General features: G+C 38.1%; 17 protein-coding genes. 12 read left to right on the forward strand and 5 right to left on the reverse strand.

The annotated features are described in order from the left end of the window. Window positions 1-186 precede the first annotated feature (186 nt). Window positions 187-759, forward strand: a complete 573-nt coding sequence (locus ACB088_RS02575) for a TetR/AcrR family transcriptional regulator (RefSeq protein ID WP_375037917.1) — start codon at window positions 187-189, stop codon at window positions 757-759. Window positions 760-802: 43 nt separating this feature from the next. Here ACB088_RS02575 and ACB088_RS02580 read toward each other — a convergent pair whose 3' ends face one another. Then, window positions 803-928, reverse strand: coding sequence for a hypothetical protein (locus ACB088_RS02580; protein ID WP_004643619.1), 126 nt, complete (start codon window positions 926-928; stop codon window positions 803-805). Continuing rightward, a complete protein-coding gene (locus ACB088_RS02585; RefSeq protein ID WP_375037918.1) occupies window positions 925-2,151 on the reverse strand; it encodes a YbfB/YjiJ family MFS transporter in 1,227 nt (408 codons plus the stop codon). Before ACB088_RS02585 ends, ACB088_RS02580 begins: the two co-directional genes overlap by 4 nt. A gap of 48 nt (window positions 2,152-2,199) precedes the next feature. Here ACB088_RS02585 and ACB088_RS02590 point away from each other — a divergent pair, with 48 nt between their 5' ends. From ACB088_RS02590 to ACB088_RS02605, 4 genes are all read left to right on the forward strand, one after another. Continuing rightward, window positions 2,200-3,081, forward strand: a complete 882-nt coding sequence (locus ACB088_RS02590; RefSeq protein ID WP_375037919.1) for a LysR family transcriptional regulator — start codon at window positions 2,200-2,202, stop codon at window positions 3,079-3,081. Window positions 3,082-3,289: 208 nt separating this feature from the next. Next, a complete protein-coding gene (locus tag ACB088_RS02595) occupies window positions 3,290-4,681 on the forward strand; it encodes an L-cystine transporter (protein WP_004643616.1) in 1,392 nt (463 codons plus the stop codon). Between the two features lie 147 nt (window positions 4,682-4,828). Then, window positions 4,829-5,647, forward strand: coding sequence for a PhzF family phenazine biosynthesis protein (locus ACB088_RS02600; RefSeq protein ID WP_375037920.1), 819 nt, complete (start codon window positions 4,829-4,831; stop codon window positions 5,645-5,647). A 122-nt stretch (window positions 5,648-5,769) separates the two neighbouring features. Continuing rightward, window positions 5,770-8,532, forward strand: coding sequence for a M16 family metallopeptidase (locus ACB088_RS02605; RefSeq protein WP_375037921.1), 2,763 nt, complete (start codon window positions 5,770-5,772; stop codon window positions 8,530-8,532). 62 nt (window positions 8,533-8,594) lie between these two features. Here the strand turns inward: ACB088_RS02605 and ACB088_RS02610 are convergent, their stop codons facing one another. Further along, window positions 8,595-8,978, reverse strand: a complete 384-nt coding sequence (locus tag ACB088_RS02610; RefSeq protein WP_004643612.1) for a DUF3144 domain-containing protein — start codon at window positions 8,976-8,978, stop codon at window positions 8,595-8,597. A 103-nt stretch (window positions 8,979-9,081) separates the two neighbouring features. Between ACB088_RS02610 and ACB088_RS02615 the strand changes: the two genes are divergently transcribed. Beyond that, window positions 9,082-9,714, forward strand: coding sequence for a hypothetical protein (locus ACB088_RS02615; protein WP_375037922.1), 633 nt, complete (start codon window positions 9,082-9,084; stop codon window positions 9,712-9,714). Window positions 9,715-9,749: 35 nt separating this feature from the next. Here the strand turns inward: ACB088_RS02615 and ACB088_RS02620 are convergent, their stop codons facing one another. Next, window positions 9,750-11,213 (reverse strand): CHAD domain-containing protein, encoded by a 1,464-nt coding sequence (locus tag ACB088_RS02620; RefSeq protein ID WP_375037923.1) that lies wholly within the window; start codon window positions 11,211-11,213, stop codon window positions 9,750-9,752. Between the two features lie 165 nt (window positions 11,214-11,378). Here ACB088_RS02620 and ACB088_RS02625 point away from each other — a divergent pair, with 165 nt between their 5' ends. The 6 genes from ACB088_RS02625 to rapA all read left to right on the forward strand — a co-directional run bounded on the left by ACB088_RS02625 (window position 11,379) and on the right by rapA (window position 18,351). Further along, entirely contained in the window at window positions 11,379-11,762 is a 384-nt protein-coding gene (locus ACB088_RS02625) for a DUF962 domain-containing protein (RefSeq protein ID WP_017390055.1), read from the forward strand. 116 nt (window positions 11,763-11,878) lie between these two features. Continuing rightward, the gene (gene thiE / locus ACB088_RS02630; RefSeq protein ID WP_375037924.1) at window positions 11,879-12,490 is read left to right on the forward strand and encodes a thiamine phosphate synthase; all 612 of its coding nucleotides are present in this window, start codon (window positions 11,879-11,881) and stop codon (window positions 12,488-12,490) included. A gap of 42 nt (window positions 12,491-12,532) precedes the next feature. After that, the gene (gene hemL, locus ACB088_RS02635; RefSeq protein WP_375037925.1) at window positions 12,533-13,831 is read left to right on the forward strand and encodes a glutamate-1-semialdehyde 2,1-aminomutase; all 1,299 of its coding nucleotides are present in this window, start codon (window positions 12,533-12,535) and stop codon (window positions 13,829-13,831) included. A gap of 61 nt (window positions 13,832-13,892) precedes the next feature. Next, window positions 13,893-14,597: an acyl carrier protein gene (locus tag ACB088_RS02640; protein ID WP_375037926.1), complete on the forward strand. Its 705-nt coding sequence runs from the start codon at window positions 13,893-13,895 to the stop codon at window positions 14,595-14,597. A gap of 132 nt (window positions 14,598-14,729) precedes the next feature. Next, on the forward strand, window positions 14,730-15,368 hold the full coding sequence (locus ACB088_RS02645; protein WP_003650418.1) for an RluA family pseudouridine synthase: 639 nt from the start codon (window positions 14,730-14,732) through the stop codon (window positions 15,366-15,368). A 145-nt stretch (window positions 15,369-15,513) separates the two neighbouring features. Next, complete coding sequence (gene rapA, locus ACB088_RS02650) at window positions 15,514-18,351, forward strand: RNA polymerase-associated protein RapA (RefSeq protein WP_003650420.1); 2,838 nt, start codon at window positions 15,514-15,516, stop codon at window positions 18,349-18,351. Window positions 18,352-18,407: 56 nt separating this feature from the next. Here the strand turns inward: rapA and ACB088_RS02655 are convergent, their stop codons facing one another. Beyond that, on the reverse strand, window positions 18,408-19,424 hold the full coding sequence (locus tag ACB088_RS02655) for an AI-2E family transporter (RefSeq protein WP_199990385.1): 1,017 nt from the start codon (window positions 19,422-19,424) through the stop codon (window positions 18,408-18,410). Between the last annotated feature and the right edge of the window lie 57 nt (window positions 19,425-19,481).

Here is a 19,481-nt window from a genome sequence, read left to right on the forward strand (position 1 = left end):
TTTTAATCTTTTACAGGTTTTAATTTTTTAGATTATTACGTTTAAAAATTATATTTAGTATTTATGTTCGAGATACATTTGGTAATATAATCTTGAGGGTATTTTACACCTCTATTTTATTCTCCTTAAATATTGTAAAAAATATAACTCGATATTTAAAAATAACAATGATTGGAATAATAATTTATGCTTGATTTAAAATTGGGTGGGAAAGCAAGAAAATTGCTTGAAACTTCTAGCTTGTTGTTTAGTCAATATGGTTTTACTAATGTTGGTGTCGATACTATAGTTAGAGAATCAAAAATAGCTAAAATGACTTTATATCAATATTTTGAATCTAAAGAAAAATTGGTTGAAATATGTTTGGTGTTACATAAAAGCCAATTAATGGAGAGGATAGAGCTTATTATAGATCAGACAAATCATTTAAGTATTTTTGATAAACTTAAGGAAATTTTTTATTTGCATGTCGATTTGAAAGGTCCATATCTTTTAATTTTTAAAGCAATTGTAGAGATTAAATTAGCCTATCCAGTTGCTTATGATGTTGTGAAGAAATATAGGACATGGCTTGTAAATACGATTTATCAGCTCATGTCTGAACATAAAAAAATGGTGACTCATCAAGATGCTCATTTGTTTTTATTTATTATTGATGGTGCGATGACTCAGTTGTTAAGTCCTAATCATATTGATGATAGAGAAAGCCTGTTTGATTATTATCTTTTAACAGTTTTTGCATTCTATAATAAGGCTTAAACATTAAATAAACGAAAAATCCCCTTATTTATTGGGGCTTTTTTTATTGCAAAAATTCAGGGTGCTTAGTGGTCTTCGTGATGCCGACTTTCTTTTGATAACTCTGATCTAGGGCCTGAATAAAAAGAACAAAGGCAATTAAAAATAGCGGGAAGAACAGAGATTTCATGATTCGGTTTCTCCGAGAGTTGAGATGTAAGTAGGACGTACAGGAAGTAAAAGGCAAACTGCGAAGAGTAGAACGATTCCACCCAGAAGAAAGAGATGTGCATAAGACCAATGCAAATGATGCAAAGTACTAATGACGACACCACCTAAAAGCTGAGTGCTAGCAAACCCAATCGTGGCAAGGCTCCATAGCTTTTGATAACGCTGTTCGTAAATCTGTAGCAGACTATAAGAGCTAATAAACACCGTTGCGGGAGTAAGTAATCCTGTAAGAAGGGACGATAAAGCAAGCAAGGAAGTGGTCTGGGAAAAGAAAGGTAAAACAACAGCTAGACAGTAAATGGCATATAACCATTTAATGGTGTGTAAATATCCTATTATTCTGCTTAAGCAATAAGCGACAAATGCACCAATGAAGCTTCCTGCTCCATAGAGAATCCAAAATAAATTCCTTTGCTCTAATGAAAAATGCAAAGTTCCAGATAAATAATCCATCCAGAATAGAGAGTGAGGAATATAAGCAAAGGCACTGCACATATAGGCAATAATAATGACAAGACCTAAACGTGATTTTTGTGAGGCTTGCAGGTTGGTAGAATGAGGCTTAATCATCTGAGCAGTATTACGACTTAATAATTGATAAAGCAGTACGCTTCCTAATATGGAGATGCCCGCAAAAATATCCCAAACATAATGCACGGGTATATTTTTAAGTACAGGGATAATAATGGTGGCAGATAACACACCTACGCCAATCCCGCTAAATCCTAAAAAATTAACTTTTAATCTTTGCGTGGTGGGAATGTATTTCATGGCAAAGCTCGGGGCTAAAATCATAAGTAAGCCGCCAGCAATACCAGAAACCGTACGCCAGAAAATGAACCATGCCAGAGGCATATCCATGAATGAGCAGCATAGGAGGCTAAGGCTACCGGCAATAGTTGAGAGTACGATCATGGATGGGATGTACTTTTCTTTAATACTCAATAACGCCAATAAGGCACCAATGAGATATCCCAATAAATTTGCACTCCCTAAGAAGCTGGCAAAATCATGGGTCCAGTGATATTGCTCAATCATGATGGGCATGAGCGCAGTATAGGAAAATCTGAAGACTCCAATACCCAAACAAGTTGCCAAAAAGACAAGTAAGCTCATTCGATAAAACGTAGACATGAGAAGACTCTCAATTTTTTTATTATTAAAAGCTAGTTTTGTGATCATTAAAAATGATTTAATAAGATTGTAGTTATCTTATTTTGAGATAGTGTAATGTTATTAAAGTCATTAGAGTTTTTCTTGGCGGTCGCAGAGAGTGGAAGTTTTTCATTGGCTGCACAAAAAATGTATACGGTTCAATCGAATATCACGAGCCATATAAAAAAACTTGAAGAAGAGTTGGGGGTGATTTTATTAAATCGCCATAACCCAGTGACGTTAACCAATGCAGGACAACAGCTACATAGTTATGCTGTTCAAATGCTTGCACTACACCATAAAGCTAAAAAAATCTTTCAAGAAGGTGGAATTGATCCTGCTGAATCAATCCGACTTGGAAGTATGGAGACCACTGCTGCGATACGTTTGCCACAGTTACTCAATCAATGTATGAAGCAATATCCTACTTTACCCATTGAGCTCCAAACTCATCCGACACGTTATTTATTAAATGCTGTACATCAGGGTGAATTGGACTGTGCTTTTGTAGCATCTAAACATCCCATTCCTGAGTTATATAGTTTTCCAGTGTGGCATGAAGAGCTGGTTCTGGTTTGCCCTAAGCAACAAGAGAGCTTTCCAGACATGGCAACCCTTGCAAAAACAAGGTTTATAGCATTTCGACAAGGTTGTTCATATCGACATGCCATAGAGCTTTTCTTGAATGACTTTAGTATTCCACCTTCGCAAATTATGGAAATGGGTAGCCTTGATGGAATTGTAAGCTGTGTAGAATTGGGTGTTGGTTTTGCTTTATTACCTAAGTCTTATCTGGCAAAAGTTGCGGATAAAGTGTCCGTCAATTGTTTTGCACTAAATACGGAGTCTGCTTTTTTCACTACATATTTAGTTGCCCAGTTACCCGAAACATGGGGAACCAATTTAAAGCAATTTATTTATTTTATTGAGCAACAATTTGAATTAAAGGTTGCTTAGGTGGAGGCTGATTTTTATACATAAATATCTTACGTAATTTATAAATTAAAAGTGATATATATGTATTTAAAAGTCATTTTATATTCTCACGCAGGTTTGTAATCATCTTGATGCTATAAAATTGTTGAAAAGGGTAGTTTATATAGGCCGGCTATGGTCAAATATGCCCCCTTGAAAGATGACACAAGCAATAATTTGGAGTTTGGGAATGAATATACCCTTAATCATCAATATTGTGGTTTTTGTCGGGTTAATATTTTTACTCGCCCAAACACGTAAAACGGACTGGAGCTTATCAAAAAAAGTTCTGGCTGGCTTAATTCTAGGTGTGGTGTTTGGCTTAGGACTACATTTGATTTATGGCGGTGGCCATCCGATTCTTGCTGAATCTATTAGCTGGTTTAATATCGTTGGAAATGGCTATGTAAAACTTTTACAAATGGTCGTCATGCCTTTGGTATTTGTGTCTATTTTGGGAGCGGTTGCAAAATTACACCAAGCATCGTCTTTAGGTAAAATCAGTTTTTACACGATTGGTACTTTACTATTTACAACGCTGATTGCTGCACTCGTAGGGGTATTTGTTACTAACCTGTTTGGCTTAACGGCAAAAGGCTTGGTGCAAGGTGCTGCTGAAACTGCACGCTTAACTGCCATTAATACAGATTATGTAGGCAAAGTTACCGATTTAAGTGTGCCGCAATTTATTCTTTCCTTTATTCCAAGTAATCCATTTGCTGAATTAACTGGTGCCAACCCAACTTCAATTATTAGTGTGGTTATCTTTGCCGTGTTCTTAGGTATAGCAGCACTCAACCTAATGAAAGATGATGAAGAAAAAGGTCAGCGTATTTTAACTGCAATCCAGACTTTACAGTCTTGGGTAATGAAGCTTGTTCGTCTGGTAATGACGCTTACACCTTATGGTGTTTTTGCACTCATGACCAAAGTTGTGGCAAGTTCTAACGTAGCAGATATCTTAAACTTAGGTGGTTTCTTGGTGGCGTCTTATTTAGGCTTGGCGATTATGTTTGTCGTACATGCCATTATTTTGACGCTTACAGGTGTTTCTCCACTTAAATTCTTTAAGAAAGTTGCTCCAGTTTTAACGTTTGCATTTACCAGCCGTTCAAGCGCTGCAAGCATTCCACTGAGTATCGAAGCACAAACTCGCCGTTTAGGTATTCCTGAATCTATTGCAAGTTTCTCTGCTTCATTTGGTGCGACAATTGGCCAAAATGGTTGTGCTGGTTTATATCCAGCAATGCTAGCGGTAATGGTAGCGCCAACAATGGGAATTAACACGCTAGACCCAATGTGGATTGCATCGTTAGTCGGTATTGTGACCTTAAGTTCAATTGGTGTGGCTGGTGTTGGCGGTGGTGCAACTTTCGCTGCACTGATCGTACTTCCTGCAATGGGCTTACCTGTAACTTTGGTTGCGCTTCTTATTTCAATTGAACCATTAATTGATATGGGACGTACTGCGCTAAATGTAAATGGTTCAATGACTGCGGGTGTTGTTACCAGTCAATTTATGGGCCAGACAGATAAAGAAATATTAAACAGTGAAGATGAAATTGAACTAACACATCACTAATAAACTGTAAGAGACGACTCAATCTCATTGGATTGGGTCGTTTTTTTATGTGTGAATGATTGCTGTAATGCTAATTTTTAAAAATCTGTGTCTGTTTATATTTAAAAAAATTGAAGACAATGAGTTAATTTAAAAGAGTTGAATATCATGAAAATGTATCAAGTCGATGCTTTTACAAAAGAGTTATTTCGTGGAAATCCCGCTGCTGTGGTTGTTGAAAAAGAATGGCTAGATGCAGATTTAATGCAGAAGATAGCATTTGAAAATAACTTGTCTGAAACTGCTTTTGTAAAAATCATAGACTCTGAAAATTATGAAATCCGTTGGTTTACTCCAACAGTTGAAGCTGATTTTTGTGGGCATGCCACTCTTGCTAGTGCTTTTGTAATATTTAAAGATTTTACTAAGAAAAAGACGATTAATTTTCATGTACGAAACTTAGGTCTTTTTGTGGTTCATCAAGATGAAGACGGCAAAATTAGAATGAATTTTCCAATTTGTAAAGCTCATCAAGTTGAAGATTATCCAGCCATTTTACGTCAAGCTTTAAGCAAACCTTTTAAAGCGGTTTATCAAAATCCTTATGCCTATGTCATTGAATATGAATCAGTTCAAGATGTATTAGATGAACAGCCCGACATGAATTTGCTAAAAAAATTAGGTAAGTTACGTACTGCTGTTACAGCAAATGATGTGGATGTTGCAATAACATCAAAAGCCGACCAGCAATATGATTGTGTCTCTCGCTATTTTGCACCTGTCGCGGGCATCGATGAAGACCCGGTTACAGGTTCAATTCATACGGCAATAGCGCCGTTATGGGCAGAAAAGCTTGGGAAAAATAATATTTTGGCTTATCAGGCTTCTAGTCGTGGAGGCATTTTATATTGCAATGTTCTGTCTGAAGAACGTATTGAAATTTCAGGATATGGGAAACTTTATATGCAAGCTGAAATTTTTCTTTAAAATATAAGGCCGTTTAAATAAACGGCTTTTTTTTCAAAACTTTACTATTAATGTCAGCTTAAATTTCCTACTATAGTCCCACAACTATTGATTTTTTATTATTCAAATTAATTGGTATTTATATGTTTATGCAGTTTAAACAACTGACTCTCTCCCTATGTATCCTTAGTTTAAGTGCTGCGTCTTGGGCACAAACCACACTAGTAAAAAGCAAGCAAAATATTGAGGAATATAAATTAGATAACGGTTTTCGGATTGTACTTGCACCGAATGACAAAGAAAATAAAATCTTTATTAATACCATTTATTTAACAGGTTCATTAAATGATCCGCAAGGCAAAAGCGGCTTAGCTCATTTGCTTGAGCACTTGGCTTTTAAGGGAACAAAGAATGTTAAAGGGGAAGAATTCCAGCGTCGTTTAGATCAATATACTTTGATGACGAACGCAAGCACAGATTATTATTCGACCAAGTATACCAATATCGTTCGTCCGGAAAAGACTGCACTCAATGAAGTGTTGTACCTTGAATCTGAACGTATGGATAAATTGGTTCTACAAGAAAAATTTGTTCCTTCTGAAATTGAAATCGTAAAACGCGAACGTGAAGTTCGTATGGATCAGCCTTTTGCTGTTTTAATGGACCAAATGTGGAAATCGGCTTATGGCAATCAATATTTAGGTCGTTTACCGATTGGTGATTTGCCTGAGCTTAAATCTATTAAAATGCCTGAGCTAGACCGCTTTTATCGTAGCTGGTATGCACCGAACAATGCCGTCATGGTCATTTCAGGTAAGTTTGATAAAACAGATGTATTAAAAACAATTGATCAATATTTTAGTCCAATCGCGGCACGAGAGGTTCCAAAACCTGTACAGATTCCTGTACTCGACTCTACAAAAATAAAAAATCGTCAGTTCGTGGTGAAAAAGGGGAGCGATCTCGCTAAATTCCATATCTATATGAATGGTAAAAATACCAAAATTCAGCCGACACTCGCTTTAGCTCCTTTGTTATATACCATGCAACCAAGTGGTCATTTATATCAGAACATGGTTGAAACAGGCATTACCACAAATGTTGATGCGAGTACGTGGTTAGACCAAGATTTTAATGTGGTGTTTCTGGGTGCCATTTATGCGCCAAGTAATGATCCTAAGAAAGTTGAAAGCTCTTTGCTATCGGGTATTGAAAAAGGGAAGCCTTTTACTGAAGTTGAATTAAATCGTGTTAAAAGTTTAATGAAAACCCAAGGTGACTTAATCACTAAAGATGCTGTGGCACTTGGGTCGCGTTTAAGTGATTACACGGTCGCTGGTGGGCAATGGGATCAATATTTTAAAGATCTAGATTCGGTAAAAAACGTTAAGCTAGATGAAGTAAATCAAACTTTAAAACAGTTCCTTGTTGCTGAGCATCGTATTGACGGTGATATTTTGCCAACACCTGAAGATCAGAAGAAAGCTCAACAACAAAACTCAAAAGATGCGCCTAAAACCTTAGATCAGGTGGAAGCAAAGGCAGAACCTTTAAAAGACCCGAAAGCCTATCAACAAGAAGTTACTGAGTTTTTAAAAACTTCAAAACAGTATGTAGAAAGTAATGAGAAAAAGATTATCCGTGGAAAGCTGAAAAATGGAATGAAGTATGCTTTATTCCCAGTTGAAACACGTGATGATCGTACTTATGCCACAATTACGATGGATTTCGGAACAGAGAAATCTTTATTTAATAAAGGTACGGTAGTCGATTTAACCTCATATTTATTGCTTCGTGGTTCCGATAAATATAGCTTGCAAGATATTGCCGATAAGTCGATTGATGCAGGCGGCGCGGCGTATGCAAGTGCCGATGGCAATGGCATGACCATTAATATTCAGTCTAAATCAGAAAAATTTGATGAATTCTTTAAGTTTGCTCTTGATGTGATGAAAAATCCAAAATTTGAGCAATCTCAATTTGATTTGATTAAATCGCAGAGTTTATCAAGTCTTGATCGTCCTTATACCGAACCAGATGTAGTCGCTGGCTTAACACTTTCACGTTTGCTTGAAGAATATCAACCGGGTGATTTGCGTTATCACTTTGAACCAGAACTGGCAAAACAACAATTGAAAAATGCCACTCAAGAACAAGTGAAAGAGTTGTATGAGCGTTTCTTTGCAATGAACCATGCTCAAATTGCCATTACAGGTAAATTTGATGCGAAAAAAATGCAGAAATTACTTAATCAGGAATTTGGTCGTTGGAATGGTAAACAACCTTATCAAAAAATCTTGATTAATCATGTCGATTTTCCAGCACAGCAAGTTCATGTTTTATCTGAGCAGCGCGAATTTGGTAGCTACCAAAGCGTACTTTCACTGCCCGTCGGGAAAAACCATCCAGATGCATCTGCTTTAATTTTACTTAACTATATTTTAGGTGAGTCTCAAATTTCATCACGTTTGGCTCAAGAGCTTCGTGAGAAAAATGCACTAGTTTATGGTTTTGGAAGTGGTTTACAGCTTGATCGTGACACTAACGTTGGGGCCTTAAGCATTAGCGCAAATTACACTTCGGGTCGCTCAGCGCAGGTTTCTGCATCAATACATAAGGTGTTGAATGACTTGTTGAAAAATGGTGTGACTGAGCAAGAGCTTGAAGCTGCAAAAGCAGATATCATGAAGAAACGCGTTACGGCATTAGAAGATGAACGTAATATTCATGGAATGTTAAATCTTCAGCTTGAGTCTGGTAAAACATTACAAGACCGTGTTCGACATGACCAAGAGTTAACTAAACTGACTGTTGCAGACGTAAATGCAGCAATTAAAAAATATATTAAACCTGAGCATTTAGTCGAGGTTATGGCTGACCAATATGGTCAGGCAGCAAAAAAATAAAGTCTTCTTTATAAATAAAAAGCCACTCAATCGTGGCTTTTTATTTGGGTATTTAAATCATATCAATGATCATGTTTATGCGCGTGAAAATCTTCATTTTTACGGAAACGTAAATAATTTTCGAATTGTTCACAGTACTCATCAAAGTTATCTTCAAGCATCATTTGAAATTGTTGCACAAGATAAGACATGACTTGATCTTTAGCATCACGCATTTCATCACCATCTTTAAAATTATTTGCTGCTACCCATGTGTTAAAACGGGCGCTTGCAAACAACATTGCTGCACTCACTTGACCACGCAGCTCGGCTGGATCTGGTTTTTCACCTTTTGGCGGGCGACAAAAATCATTCGCTTGTTTGATAAATTCATCCGCACGCTCAAAGAAAACCGCATTTAAAGCTTCTTCTTCAGTAACATCTGTTGCATTGATCTTTTGAGACATGACTTATTCCCGCAAAAATAGAGCTGCTTATTATAGGCAAAGCCTTGCGGAAACAAAACCTTTGCCTTAGTCTGTAAATAGCCTAAGTATCGGGAGGTTTAATATGCAAGATGCAATTGCTATTCAAAGTTTAAAAACGGATATCGCTTTATTACGACAGCATATTTTCCCGCCTCAATATTTAGAACATGTGGAAGGGCTGCCGATCTATTATGGTTTACAACAAGAAGTCGAAATCTATTACCAACAATGGCAAGGCCTCATTGAAAGGGCACAAGAACTTTTTCAATCCTTTATGGAAGATGAATTACCAGATGCCACTCATTTGCCAAGTCATTTAAATTTACCGTTGTTCTTTTTTCATGTAGACCGAATTCGGATTAATAAAACACGTGCGAAAGAGTCTAAAACTTTCCGCGGCGTTGCAAGTCTTATTGAAAAATGTGGGCAGTTCGAAACAGACCAGATTTTTACGATGCAAGAATGGTTGCAGAGTGACGATACTGCTGCACTGGTGGCTCATCGTGAGTTTATCGATTTAAGAACCTATGTATTTCAGCACGGGCAAAGTGAATATACCCGTTCGCGTTTTTATACTAATGGTATTGTGTTAGGTGTTGAACCGCATTTTAAATTGGTCGATGCCCGTGATAAGCCAAGAAAACAACGTAGTGATAGCTATAATGACCCGTTAGCAGATAACGGTGTATGGAAAGTATTTGGTAAGTACCGATAAAAAGTCGCTGCACGTTTACAGCGACTTTTCATAAATTACCAGAAAGTTTCAGCCTGACTAAAAGTTTGTAAAGCTTTGGCGGACCGCTTTTGTAAGTGAGGCTGTTTGGCTTTTACCCAGCCTAATGCAAACCAGAAAGACGAGTCATTTTCGACAGCTTTATTGAAAATACCTTCAGCAATAAATAAATCGTTATATTGACCTAAAGTATTTTGTACAGGTTGTAGCTGTTTTAAATATTGCTGTACTTTTTTGTCAGAATAAAGACTTGAAATAAACTCAACACAATAACGTAACTGCTTAGCTGTCTTGCGTATTTTGTGCTGCTGGGTGACTTCAAGCTCAGAGAAATGTTCAGCATTGCTGATCACTTTATGATGTAGCTTATCTAAACTCTTTTTAATATGTTTTTTTAACCCACCTGATTTGGACTTTGAGTCTTCTTCCGAGTAGGCGAATGCTAATAATTCTAGTAATAGTTTAATCGTTTCCGAAGAGGTAAAGAGTATTGAGAGCTCTTTTAATGGCTGTGCCGAAACGGGTAGTAAAAGCTCAGGTGAACCGTGTTGCTTAATGATTGGTAACACTTCGGTGCGAATAGCATCTTCATCACGAGTGTCTCCAAGCTGACGGAAAAGCTCAGCAATCTGTTCTTCCCAAAGAGGATTTACCTCGTTTGACCAGCTAGAAAAATGTTTAAGTGCGCTACGTAAACGGCGCAAACTTACACGTGCCTGATGAATATGTTCAGCTTCGGCAACGCCATCGGCAATTGCAGCCATATTGGGTAAAAATTGTCCTAAACAGTTTTCTACAATCTTTTTGAGGGCCTGTTCAGCAGTAATATCTTTATTTAATGTCAGGGCTTTGGCATGAACAGCGGGTGAGGCAGCTTGCCCCAGCGCTAATAAATTACCACGCTCGGCTTTACTTCTTACATCGAGCCAAAGGGTATAACGATTAATCCATTGCTGTGCAAACTGAATAAGTGTTTTCACTGCGCCTTGTTTAAGTTCAAATTCAACTTCGCAAATTATGCTTTGAGCAGTTGCAGTTTTTACTACACCGTCATCAAGGCAAACTTCAATCGCTGTATTGTCTGCTTCAAAGACATGATAAGTACGTTGTACATCAGTCTCAAATTGCAAACTTAATTTTTTAGCTTCTTTACCTAGGGCTGTATTAAGTAAATCAGTCACTATTTTATTGTCTTGATATAACTCAAGGTTTAAATCAGGTTCTTGGTCACATTTGCCTAAAAAAATTTCTTCTTCAACGCGGTGTAAATGGCTTTGACCAGCAGCTTTAAAGGTTTGAACCCAAAGATCATTTTCTTTACGCAAGCGTAGCGCCATGCCATTTTTTGCAAGCAATCGATCGGGGGTGTCGTAATATTTTGCCTGTAGATGAATCTGCTGTGCTTTATGCTTTTTTAAGTATTGTTGAACAGATTTTTTCTTCGATTCAGGTAACTGAAACTTAAGCTCAACTTCAACCATAATGTATCTCCCTGAATCAGTTATTTAAACTATCTTGAATGAGTATAATAGCTTAGTACTAAAAGTAATGGTTTTGATAGAGAAAGTTACAATCAAACATATGACGCCAAGCTTTTATTTAGGTGTACAATCAGGTGATGTTTTGATCAAATAAAAATCAGGAAGATGATCGTGAATGCACCCATAAACTTTAACCATGAAGCTCAGCCAGAGTTTGAATTACCGATTAAAAACTATCAGGAATTTTATCGTTTTTACTTAACTGAACACCGTAACATCATGAGCAGACGCTTACATGTGGTGGGTAGTAGCATTGGCATATACTTTTTTTCTAAAGCCATTCGTAAAAAACAAGCCAAATATGTACTCTATGGTTTGGTAGCGGGTTACGCAAACGCTTGGGTTGGACATTTTGTGTTTGAAAAAAATAAACCTGCGAGTTTTAAGCAACCTTTCTATAGCTTTATTTCTGATTGGCGAATGTTGTCGGATGTTGCACGTGGTCGTTTGAGTTTGACTGATCGCAAACACGATAAAATTCCAAGTTAATTTTTTATTTCTATTCTTAATAAACCGATTGGTACTGGTAAGCCCACATCAATCGGTACTTATGATGACCTATAAATCCGTTATACTAGCGAAGTTTTTAAAAGCAAGAGTAGAGTATGCGCGGTTTATATCTCATTACCAACGATGACCCAATCCAATTATTATTAGAAAAACTAGATGTCGCGCTCGCAACTAAACAGGTTGCAATTTTACAGTACCGCCGTAAAAAAATAGAAAAATCCAACCAACCTGCTGAAGTTGAACAGATCAAACTTTTATGTGAAAAATATCAGGTTCCTTTTGTGATTAATGATGACCTAGAACTGGCTGCTCAGTTTGGTTTAGGTGTGCATTTAGGGCAAAGTGACGGTGAAATTACAGATGCAAAATCTCAGTTACCACATAATGTCATTATTGGTCGTACTTGCTTGAACTCTCTAGAGCTTGCCCAAAAGGCGATTGCAGATGGAGCGACTTATATTGCATTTGGTGCTGTCTATGCGACCTCTACAAAACCTGAAGCAGGTAATGTTGGCATAGAAGTGATTAAGCAGGCAGCAGCTCAATATGATCTACCGATTTGTGCTATTGGCGGCTTAACTGTTGAAAACTCAAAACCTGTGATTGAGGCTGGGGCTGACCTGTGTGCAGTCATTAGTGATATATTAGGCCGATCAACTGCTGAAATTCCTGCCCGTGTACAGGCGTGGGCACAATTATTTTCTTAAGCTTTCAAAATTATTTTTTAGATATTTAAGACGAGCATTTCCATGAGTTTATCTCCAAAGCAAGAACAGTTATTTAAACAAGCCAGCAAACACATTCCAGGTGGTGTGAACTCTCCGGTACGTGCCTTTAATGGCGTTGGGGGAACACCTGTTTTCATCGAGAAAGCGAAAGGTGCATATTTGTGGGATGTAGATGGTAAGCGCTATGTTGACTATGTTGGTTCTTGGGGACCGATGATTTTGGGTCATGCTCATCCAGAAATTATTAAGGCAGTTCAAACAGCCGCAGAAGATGGTTTAAGTTTTGGTGCGCCGACCGTACACGAAACAACGTTGGCAGATATTATCTGTGAAATCATGCCATCAATTGAATTGGTGCGTATGACTAACTCTGGCACAGAAGCGACCATGACGGCTATTCGTTTAGCACGTGGTTATACGGGTCGTGACAAAATTGTGAAGTTTGAAGGTTGCTACCATGGCCACTCAGACTCACTTTTAGTAAAAGCAGGTTCAGGTTTACTCACTTTAGGTGAAGGTGAACCGACTTCGAAAGGTGTTCCTGTTGATTTTGCTAAACACACTTTAACGCTGCCTTACAACGATATTGCCGCACTAAAAGAATGTTTTGCTAAATTTGGTCATGAGATTGCGGGTGTAATCATTGAACCTGTCGCAGGTAACATGAATATGGTGAAACCAATTGATGGTTTCTTACAAGCCATTCGTGATGTGTGTGATGAATATAAATCTGTCTTTATTATTGATGAAGTCATGACAGGTTTCCGTGTTGCATTAGGTGGCGCTCAATCAGTTTATAACGTTAAGCCAGACTTAACGACCTTAGGTAAAATTATTGGTGCTGGCTTACCCGTAGGTGCATTTGGCGGTAAACGCGAAATCATGGAATGCATCGCACCTTTAGGTGGCGTATACCAAGCAGGTACTTTATCTGGGAATCCACTCGCTATGCGTGCTGGTATTGAGATGTTCAAACATCTTCGCCAACCAGACTTTTACAGTAACTTATCAGCTCAACTTGAAAAGTTACTTGCTGGTTTACAAGCAGCAGCTGATGAAGTGGGTATTCCATTTAAAACTCAGCAAGCTGGTGCAATGTTCGGATTGTATTTTACCGATCAAGAAGACATTACAAGCTTCGACTCTATGTTGGCGTGTGATATTGAAGCTTTCAAAAAGTTTTTCCATGGCATGTTAAAGCGTGGTGTAAACTTGGCACCGTCAGCATTTGAAGCAGGTTTTATTTCATCTGCTCATTCTGATGAAGATATCGAATATACGATTCAGGCTGCAAAAGAAACATTCGCTGAAATGAAGTAAGCAAAAAGGCCCGTTTAAAACGGGCTTTTTAATTTGAGCTATTTTTTATTTGTAGAGAACAATGTTTTATCCTTTACCTCGAAAAATCCAATTAGCAGCAAATACTTCAAATTGGCCGATTGAGTCTACGCAAAGTATTTTGTTGATGGTTGGGCTAAATGAATTTAAAGTTTTACCGGATTGGGCAGGGCAGCCACTAGCCGATCATTTAGAATTGCTAAGTAAAAGAGCACAGGCGCTCGAAATTCCAGTTATTTTTATTGATGCATCTCAGCTTCAGCAAACCATGTTGCAGCTTGGTCAGCGGCTGTCATCAAATAGTAAAGCCCAAGTTGTGATGGCAGGCAATTTGTCACCTCTTTTTAAACAGGTCATGCAGCTTGTTTTATCTATTACCGATTATGTAGCTATTGTAAATGATGCGATCTTGGCGGCTAATCTAGAGCAACATATCCAATGGGTTGAAAAGATAAGTTTTGACCATATAAAACATTTAAATACACAGACCTTAATGCGCTCATGGTCTTTAAGTGCGCCGTCTGAATATATTCTGTCGGATAAAGGAATTTTATTGGCAATTGCTGAACAGATTGGACGGCACCCTATGGAAATTCACCCTGAAATTGATCTAGGAAACTACGAATTAAATCAATCTGCTGTGAATTATCTAGTCGACCTATGGCGTGCGAACGGTGCAAGCCTGAGCGCTGAAGAGGTGATGCAAGCACCTACCTTGCAACATATTATGCAGTTATTGAAGCATTGACTCACCATAGACCCAACGTGCGCCATAATATTTGCAAATTATGCTGTTAATTTACCCGAACGGCATTGTAATTCGGACGTAAGCTTTTTATTATTGCCCGCTTGTTTTTCATCTTACCTTGGGAATACAACTTTGAGTGATTTTCTAAGTGAACATCTGATCTATCGTGATGATGATTTTATGGTGATTCATAAACCTTCGGACATCTTGAGTGTTCCGGGTAAGGGTGATTTACATGATAGCGTTTTGACAAGGTTGGTTGCGATTGAACCTAAAACTTTGCTCATTCACCGTCTAGATCGAGACACTTCCGGTATTTTAGTTTTTGGTTTATCCAAGCGTGGTCAAAGTGCGATTGCGCGTCAATTCCAAGACCGTCAGACTTCAAAAATATATGAAGCACTAGTTGCTGGTCATTTAGAGGGTGAGGGGACTGTAGATATTCCTGTTATCTATGATCCAAGCCGACCACCTTTACATATTGTCGATGCTTCTCACAATAAGCCTGCTTTAACCCATTGGCAGGTTCTAGAAAATTTTCAGATTCAGGGACAACCTGTAACGCGTGTGAAATTAACACCAATTACGGGTCGATCCCATCAACTCCGTGTACACATGCAATATCTTGGGCATCCAATTGTAGGTGACACGCTGTATGCAACACCGGAGCAGCAACTTGTTCCACGTTTGTGTTTGCATGCCAAACAGTTAAGTTTTAATCATCCTGTCACAGCAGAAACATTAACTTTTGACTGTCCTGTACCGTTTTAATGTAAAAAATTTTAATGCGTGATTTTTTGTAGCAAAACGATTTAATTGGTTTTTGCTTCAAAATTTTGCTTTAAAGACTACATAAAAAGATGCAAAAATAAGCTAATTTGCATCGTACAATATGTAGTGCGAACTTGAGAGAAAGGTGGAAAAATTGCAGCAGTATGCTATTGGTCAACGTTGGCTATCAGACACAGAGACTGAGCTCGGTTTAGGTGTACTTATTGATGTAGATGAAAGATCTGTCAGCATTTTATTCCCCAAAAGTGATGAGACACGTGTATATGCACGTAATAACGCTCCACTATCTCGTATCATCTTTAACACAAATGATGAAGTTCAAGATCAAGAAGGCAAGAAGTGGATTGTTGAATCTGTTGAAGACCGACATGGCGTTTTGCGTTACAACGTTGTTCGTACATTAGAAAATGGTGAACAAGATCGTAAAGCGCTGAATGAAACACGTATTGGTGCGCAAATTCAGTTGTCGAAACCTCTAGATCGTTTGCTTGCAAGTCAGGTTGATTATAAAGAGTGGTATGACCTGCGTATTGAAGCGATGCTTATGCAAGCACAAATGCAGAATAGCCCTCTACGTGGCATGGTTGGAGCGCGTGTTGGTTTAATTCCACATCAGCTTTATATCGCACACGAAGTTGGTAAACGTTTTGCACCTCGTGTTTTACTTGCTGATGAAGTGGGCTTGGGTAAAACAATTGAAGCTGGCTTAATCATCCACCAACAGCTTAAAACCGGACGCTCAGAACGAATTCTTATTTTAGTCCCTGATTCTCTACAGTATCAGTGGATGATTGAAATGCGCCGTCGTTTTAATTTGCAATTTTCTCTGTTCGATTTAACACGTACCGCATCTATTAAAGAACATGACCCAGAACTCAATCCATTCTTAACTGAGCAATGTATTATTGCGAGTGTTGACTTAATGGTTGACCATGATGATTTGCGCGAGCAAGCCATTGAAGCTGGGTTTGATTTACTCGTGGTCGATGAAGCACATCATTTGATGTGGAGCGAAGAAGAAGGCGGGAATGACCGCTACGATTTAATTGAAGAGCTAGCTGAAAATACGGCTGGGGTATTGTTGCTTACTGCAACACCTGAACAGCTTGGTGTAGAAAGTCATTTCGCACGTTTACGTTTACTTGATCCGCAGCGTTTTAGTAGTTTAGAGCGCTTCTTGGATGAAGAAACTCAGTACCAGCAGACTGCAAAAATTGCTGAAGTGCTGATGTCTGATCAGCCTTTAGCGCCTGAGCATTTATCTGCTTTAGAGGGCTTGTTAGGTCATAGTATTGAAGACCAGCCTGAACAGCGCTTTAGAGCAATTCACGAATTATTAGACCGTCACGGTACTGGACGTATTTTATTCCGTAATACGCGTGAAGCCATTCAAGGTTTCCCTGGGCGTGATTGTCAGCCAGCACCATTACCAGCACCAGAAGATTGGTCAAAAGATGGAAAGCTGCGTGAGCAAATGTGGCCAGAAGAAGCACATCTTGATGGTTCATGGATGCAAAATGATCCACGTGTGCTATGGGTAATGGAAGTTCTGCGTAAAGATCTCAAGCATAAAAAAGTGCTTTTAATTGCGCGTAGTGGGCCAGTTGTTGAAGCTTTAGAAAATGTGTTGCGTTTGCATGCGGGCATCCGTACAGCCATGTTCCATGAAGGCATGAGCTTACTTGAACGTGACCAAGCTGCTGCTTATTTTGCTGAAGAAAGCTATGGCGCACAAATTCTACTGTGTTCGGAAATTGGTTCGGAAGGCCGTAATTTCCAATTCGCCAGTGATCTAATTTTATTTGATCTACCAGCTAACCCAGATGTTTTAGAGCAACGTATCGGACGTCTAGACCGTATTGGTCAAGAAAACCGAATCCAGATTCATGTGCCATATCTTGTGGGAACAGCTCAAGAACGTATGTTCCGTTGGTACAATGAAGCACTTAATATTTTCAGCAATATTTCGCCAACAGCACAAACGTTGCAAGAAAACTTTATTGTTGAATTAAAAGATTGTTTGCTTGCCGACCAAGGCCAAACATTTGAAGATTTGCTTGAAGAAGTGAATGTTCAACGTCAAGCCTTAGAAGCTGAACTTCAAGCAGGGCGAGATCGTTTACTTGAATATAACTCATGTCGTCCAATCGTGGCGCAAGAGATTGTTCAGGCTTTAGAAGATTATGATGACAACACAACGCTTCCGATGTTTGTGAAGCGTTTCATGTCATCAACCAATATCGACTTTGATGAGCAAAGTAACGGTACTGTGATTATTCGTCCAACAGACCAAATGCAAGTGCAAGGTTTAGCGCTAGACGAAGAAGGCATGACAGCAACGTTCTATCGCGATCAAGCACAGCTTCGTGAAGATGCTCAATATTTAACTTTAGAGCATCCATTCATTGAAAGTGTAATGGAAATGATCCGTACACAATCATTTGGTAGTACCAATGTTGCTGTACTCAAATCTAATGCGTTAAAGCAGGGTTCAGTATTAATTGAAGTGTGGTTTAAAGTCGATGTAGTGGCACCTAAGGCGTTGAACTTACCATCGAGCTTGCCTAAGCAGCTTATTCGTGTACTGTTAAGCGAAAATGGTCAAGATTTGTCTGAGAAAATTGATCCGACTATCTTAAAACCATATTTACACCATTTAGATGGCAATAGCTGTCGTCAAGTGGTTAAAGCTCGCCGTGATATCATTGAGGAACGTTATAAACAAGCGTTAGATATCGCGAAAGTTGATTTGCCACAGCTTCAGCAGCAAGCAAAAGAACACTATGGTAATAAATGGCAATATGAAATTGACCGTTTAACTTATCTAAAACAGTTCAACCCAAGTATTCGTCAAGATGAAATTGAACGCTTACAAAAGTTGCAAAAAGAAGGCTTGAGCTTGCTTGATGGTTTAACTGTTACACCAGAAGCAATTCAAGTATTAGTTGTGGTTAAGCCATAATTAATTCTAAATAAAAAAGCGCCCTCTAGGCGCTTTTTTTATAGATCGATTTTGAATTAGATGAGACCAGCATCTTTTAGTTCTAGTTTTAAATATGCATAAAAAATTGGAGCCGCGATTAAACCGCCTAAGCCAAAAATTGACTCAAATACCAGCATTGCCAATAAAATCTCCCATGCATTTGCATTGATTTTATGGCCAATAATTTTAGCATTAATAAAATATTCAAGTTTATGAACGAGAACGAGATAAAGTAATGCTGCTCCTGCTAGTCCGAGTGAAACAGTAAGAGCGGCAATGAACGTTAATGTGTTGGAAATAAGATTACCTAAAATTGGAATCAGTCCAAACATGAAGGTCAAAATAGTGAGAGTTTTGGCAAAAGGAAGGTGGACTCCCCAAAGCGGTAGTAAAATAAACGCAAACAAAATAAAGAGCAGGGTATTAATTGCTGAAATTTTTATTTGTGCAAAAACAACATTTTTAAATGAAATTGATAATTTTTGAATACGTTGAATCAGAAGAGATTTAAAAACAGGCTGGGGCTTACGGTGGTGAAAACCATGTATAGCGACCAAAATACCGATAATGAGGCCCATCACCATAGTCACGAAGTTATGCAAAATATCGGAACTGGTATTTTTTAATATGGTCACGTTATCTTTCATAAACGCAAAGATTTCGTCTTTTAGTTCTGTCACGCTATCGGGAATATAGCCTGGAAGATATTTGCTAATTTCAGCTTGTAAATGTAGTAGGGTTTGATCGACTTTGCTGTTGATATTATGGATGCCTACACCTTTTAAATCATGAACTACAAAGCTAATCAGACTTGTAATGAAAAAACCAATAAGTGAAATAGTGACAATACTTAATAAAATACTAATAAAAATGCGGGCTCTTTGACCATCAATATAACGTTCTACAACCGAGCTTAAGCTAATAATAATTTCATAAATAAGAAAGCCTGCAAAAAAACTTGCTAATAGGTGTAATGGGATAACCGAAAGCAAAAAGATGCCCATAAGAATGTAGCTTGCAATCAGACTTTGACGATTATTCAAATTTTGCATGTTGATCCCTGAGATCGTTGGGAATATAGGAGAAAGAGCAAATGGAATAATTATTTA

It is taken from the genome of Acinetobacter sp. RW6, assembly GCF_041956835.1.
Lineage (GTDB): Bacteria > Pseudomonadota > Gammaproteobacteria > Pseudomonadales > Moraxellaceae > Acinetobacter > Acinetobacter calcoaceticus.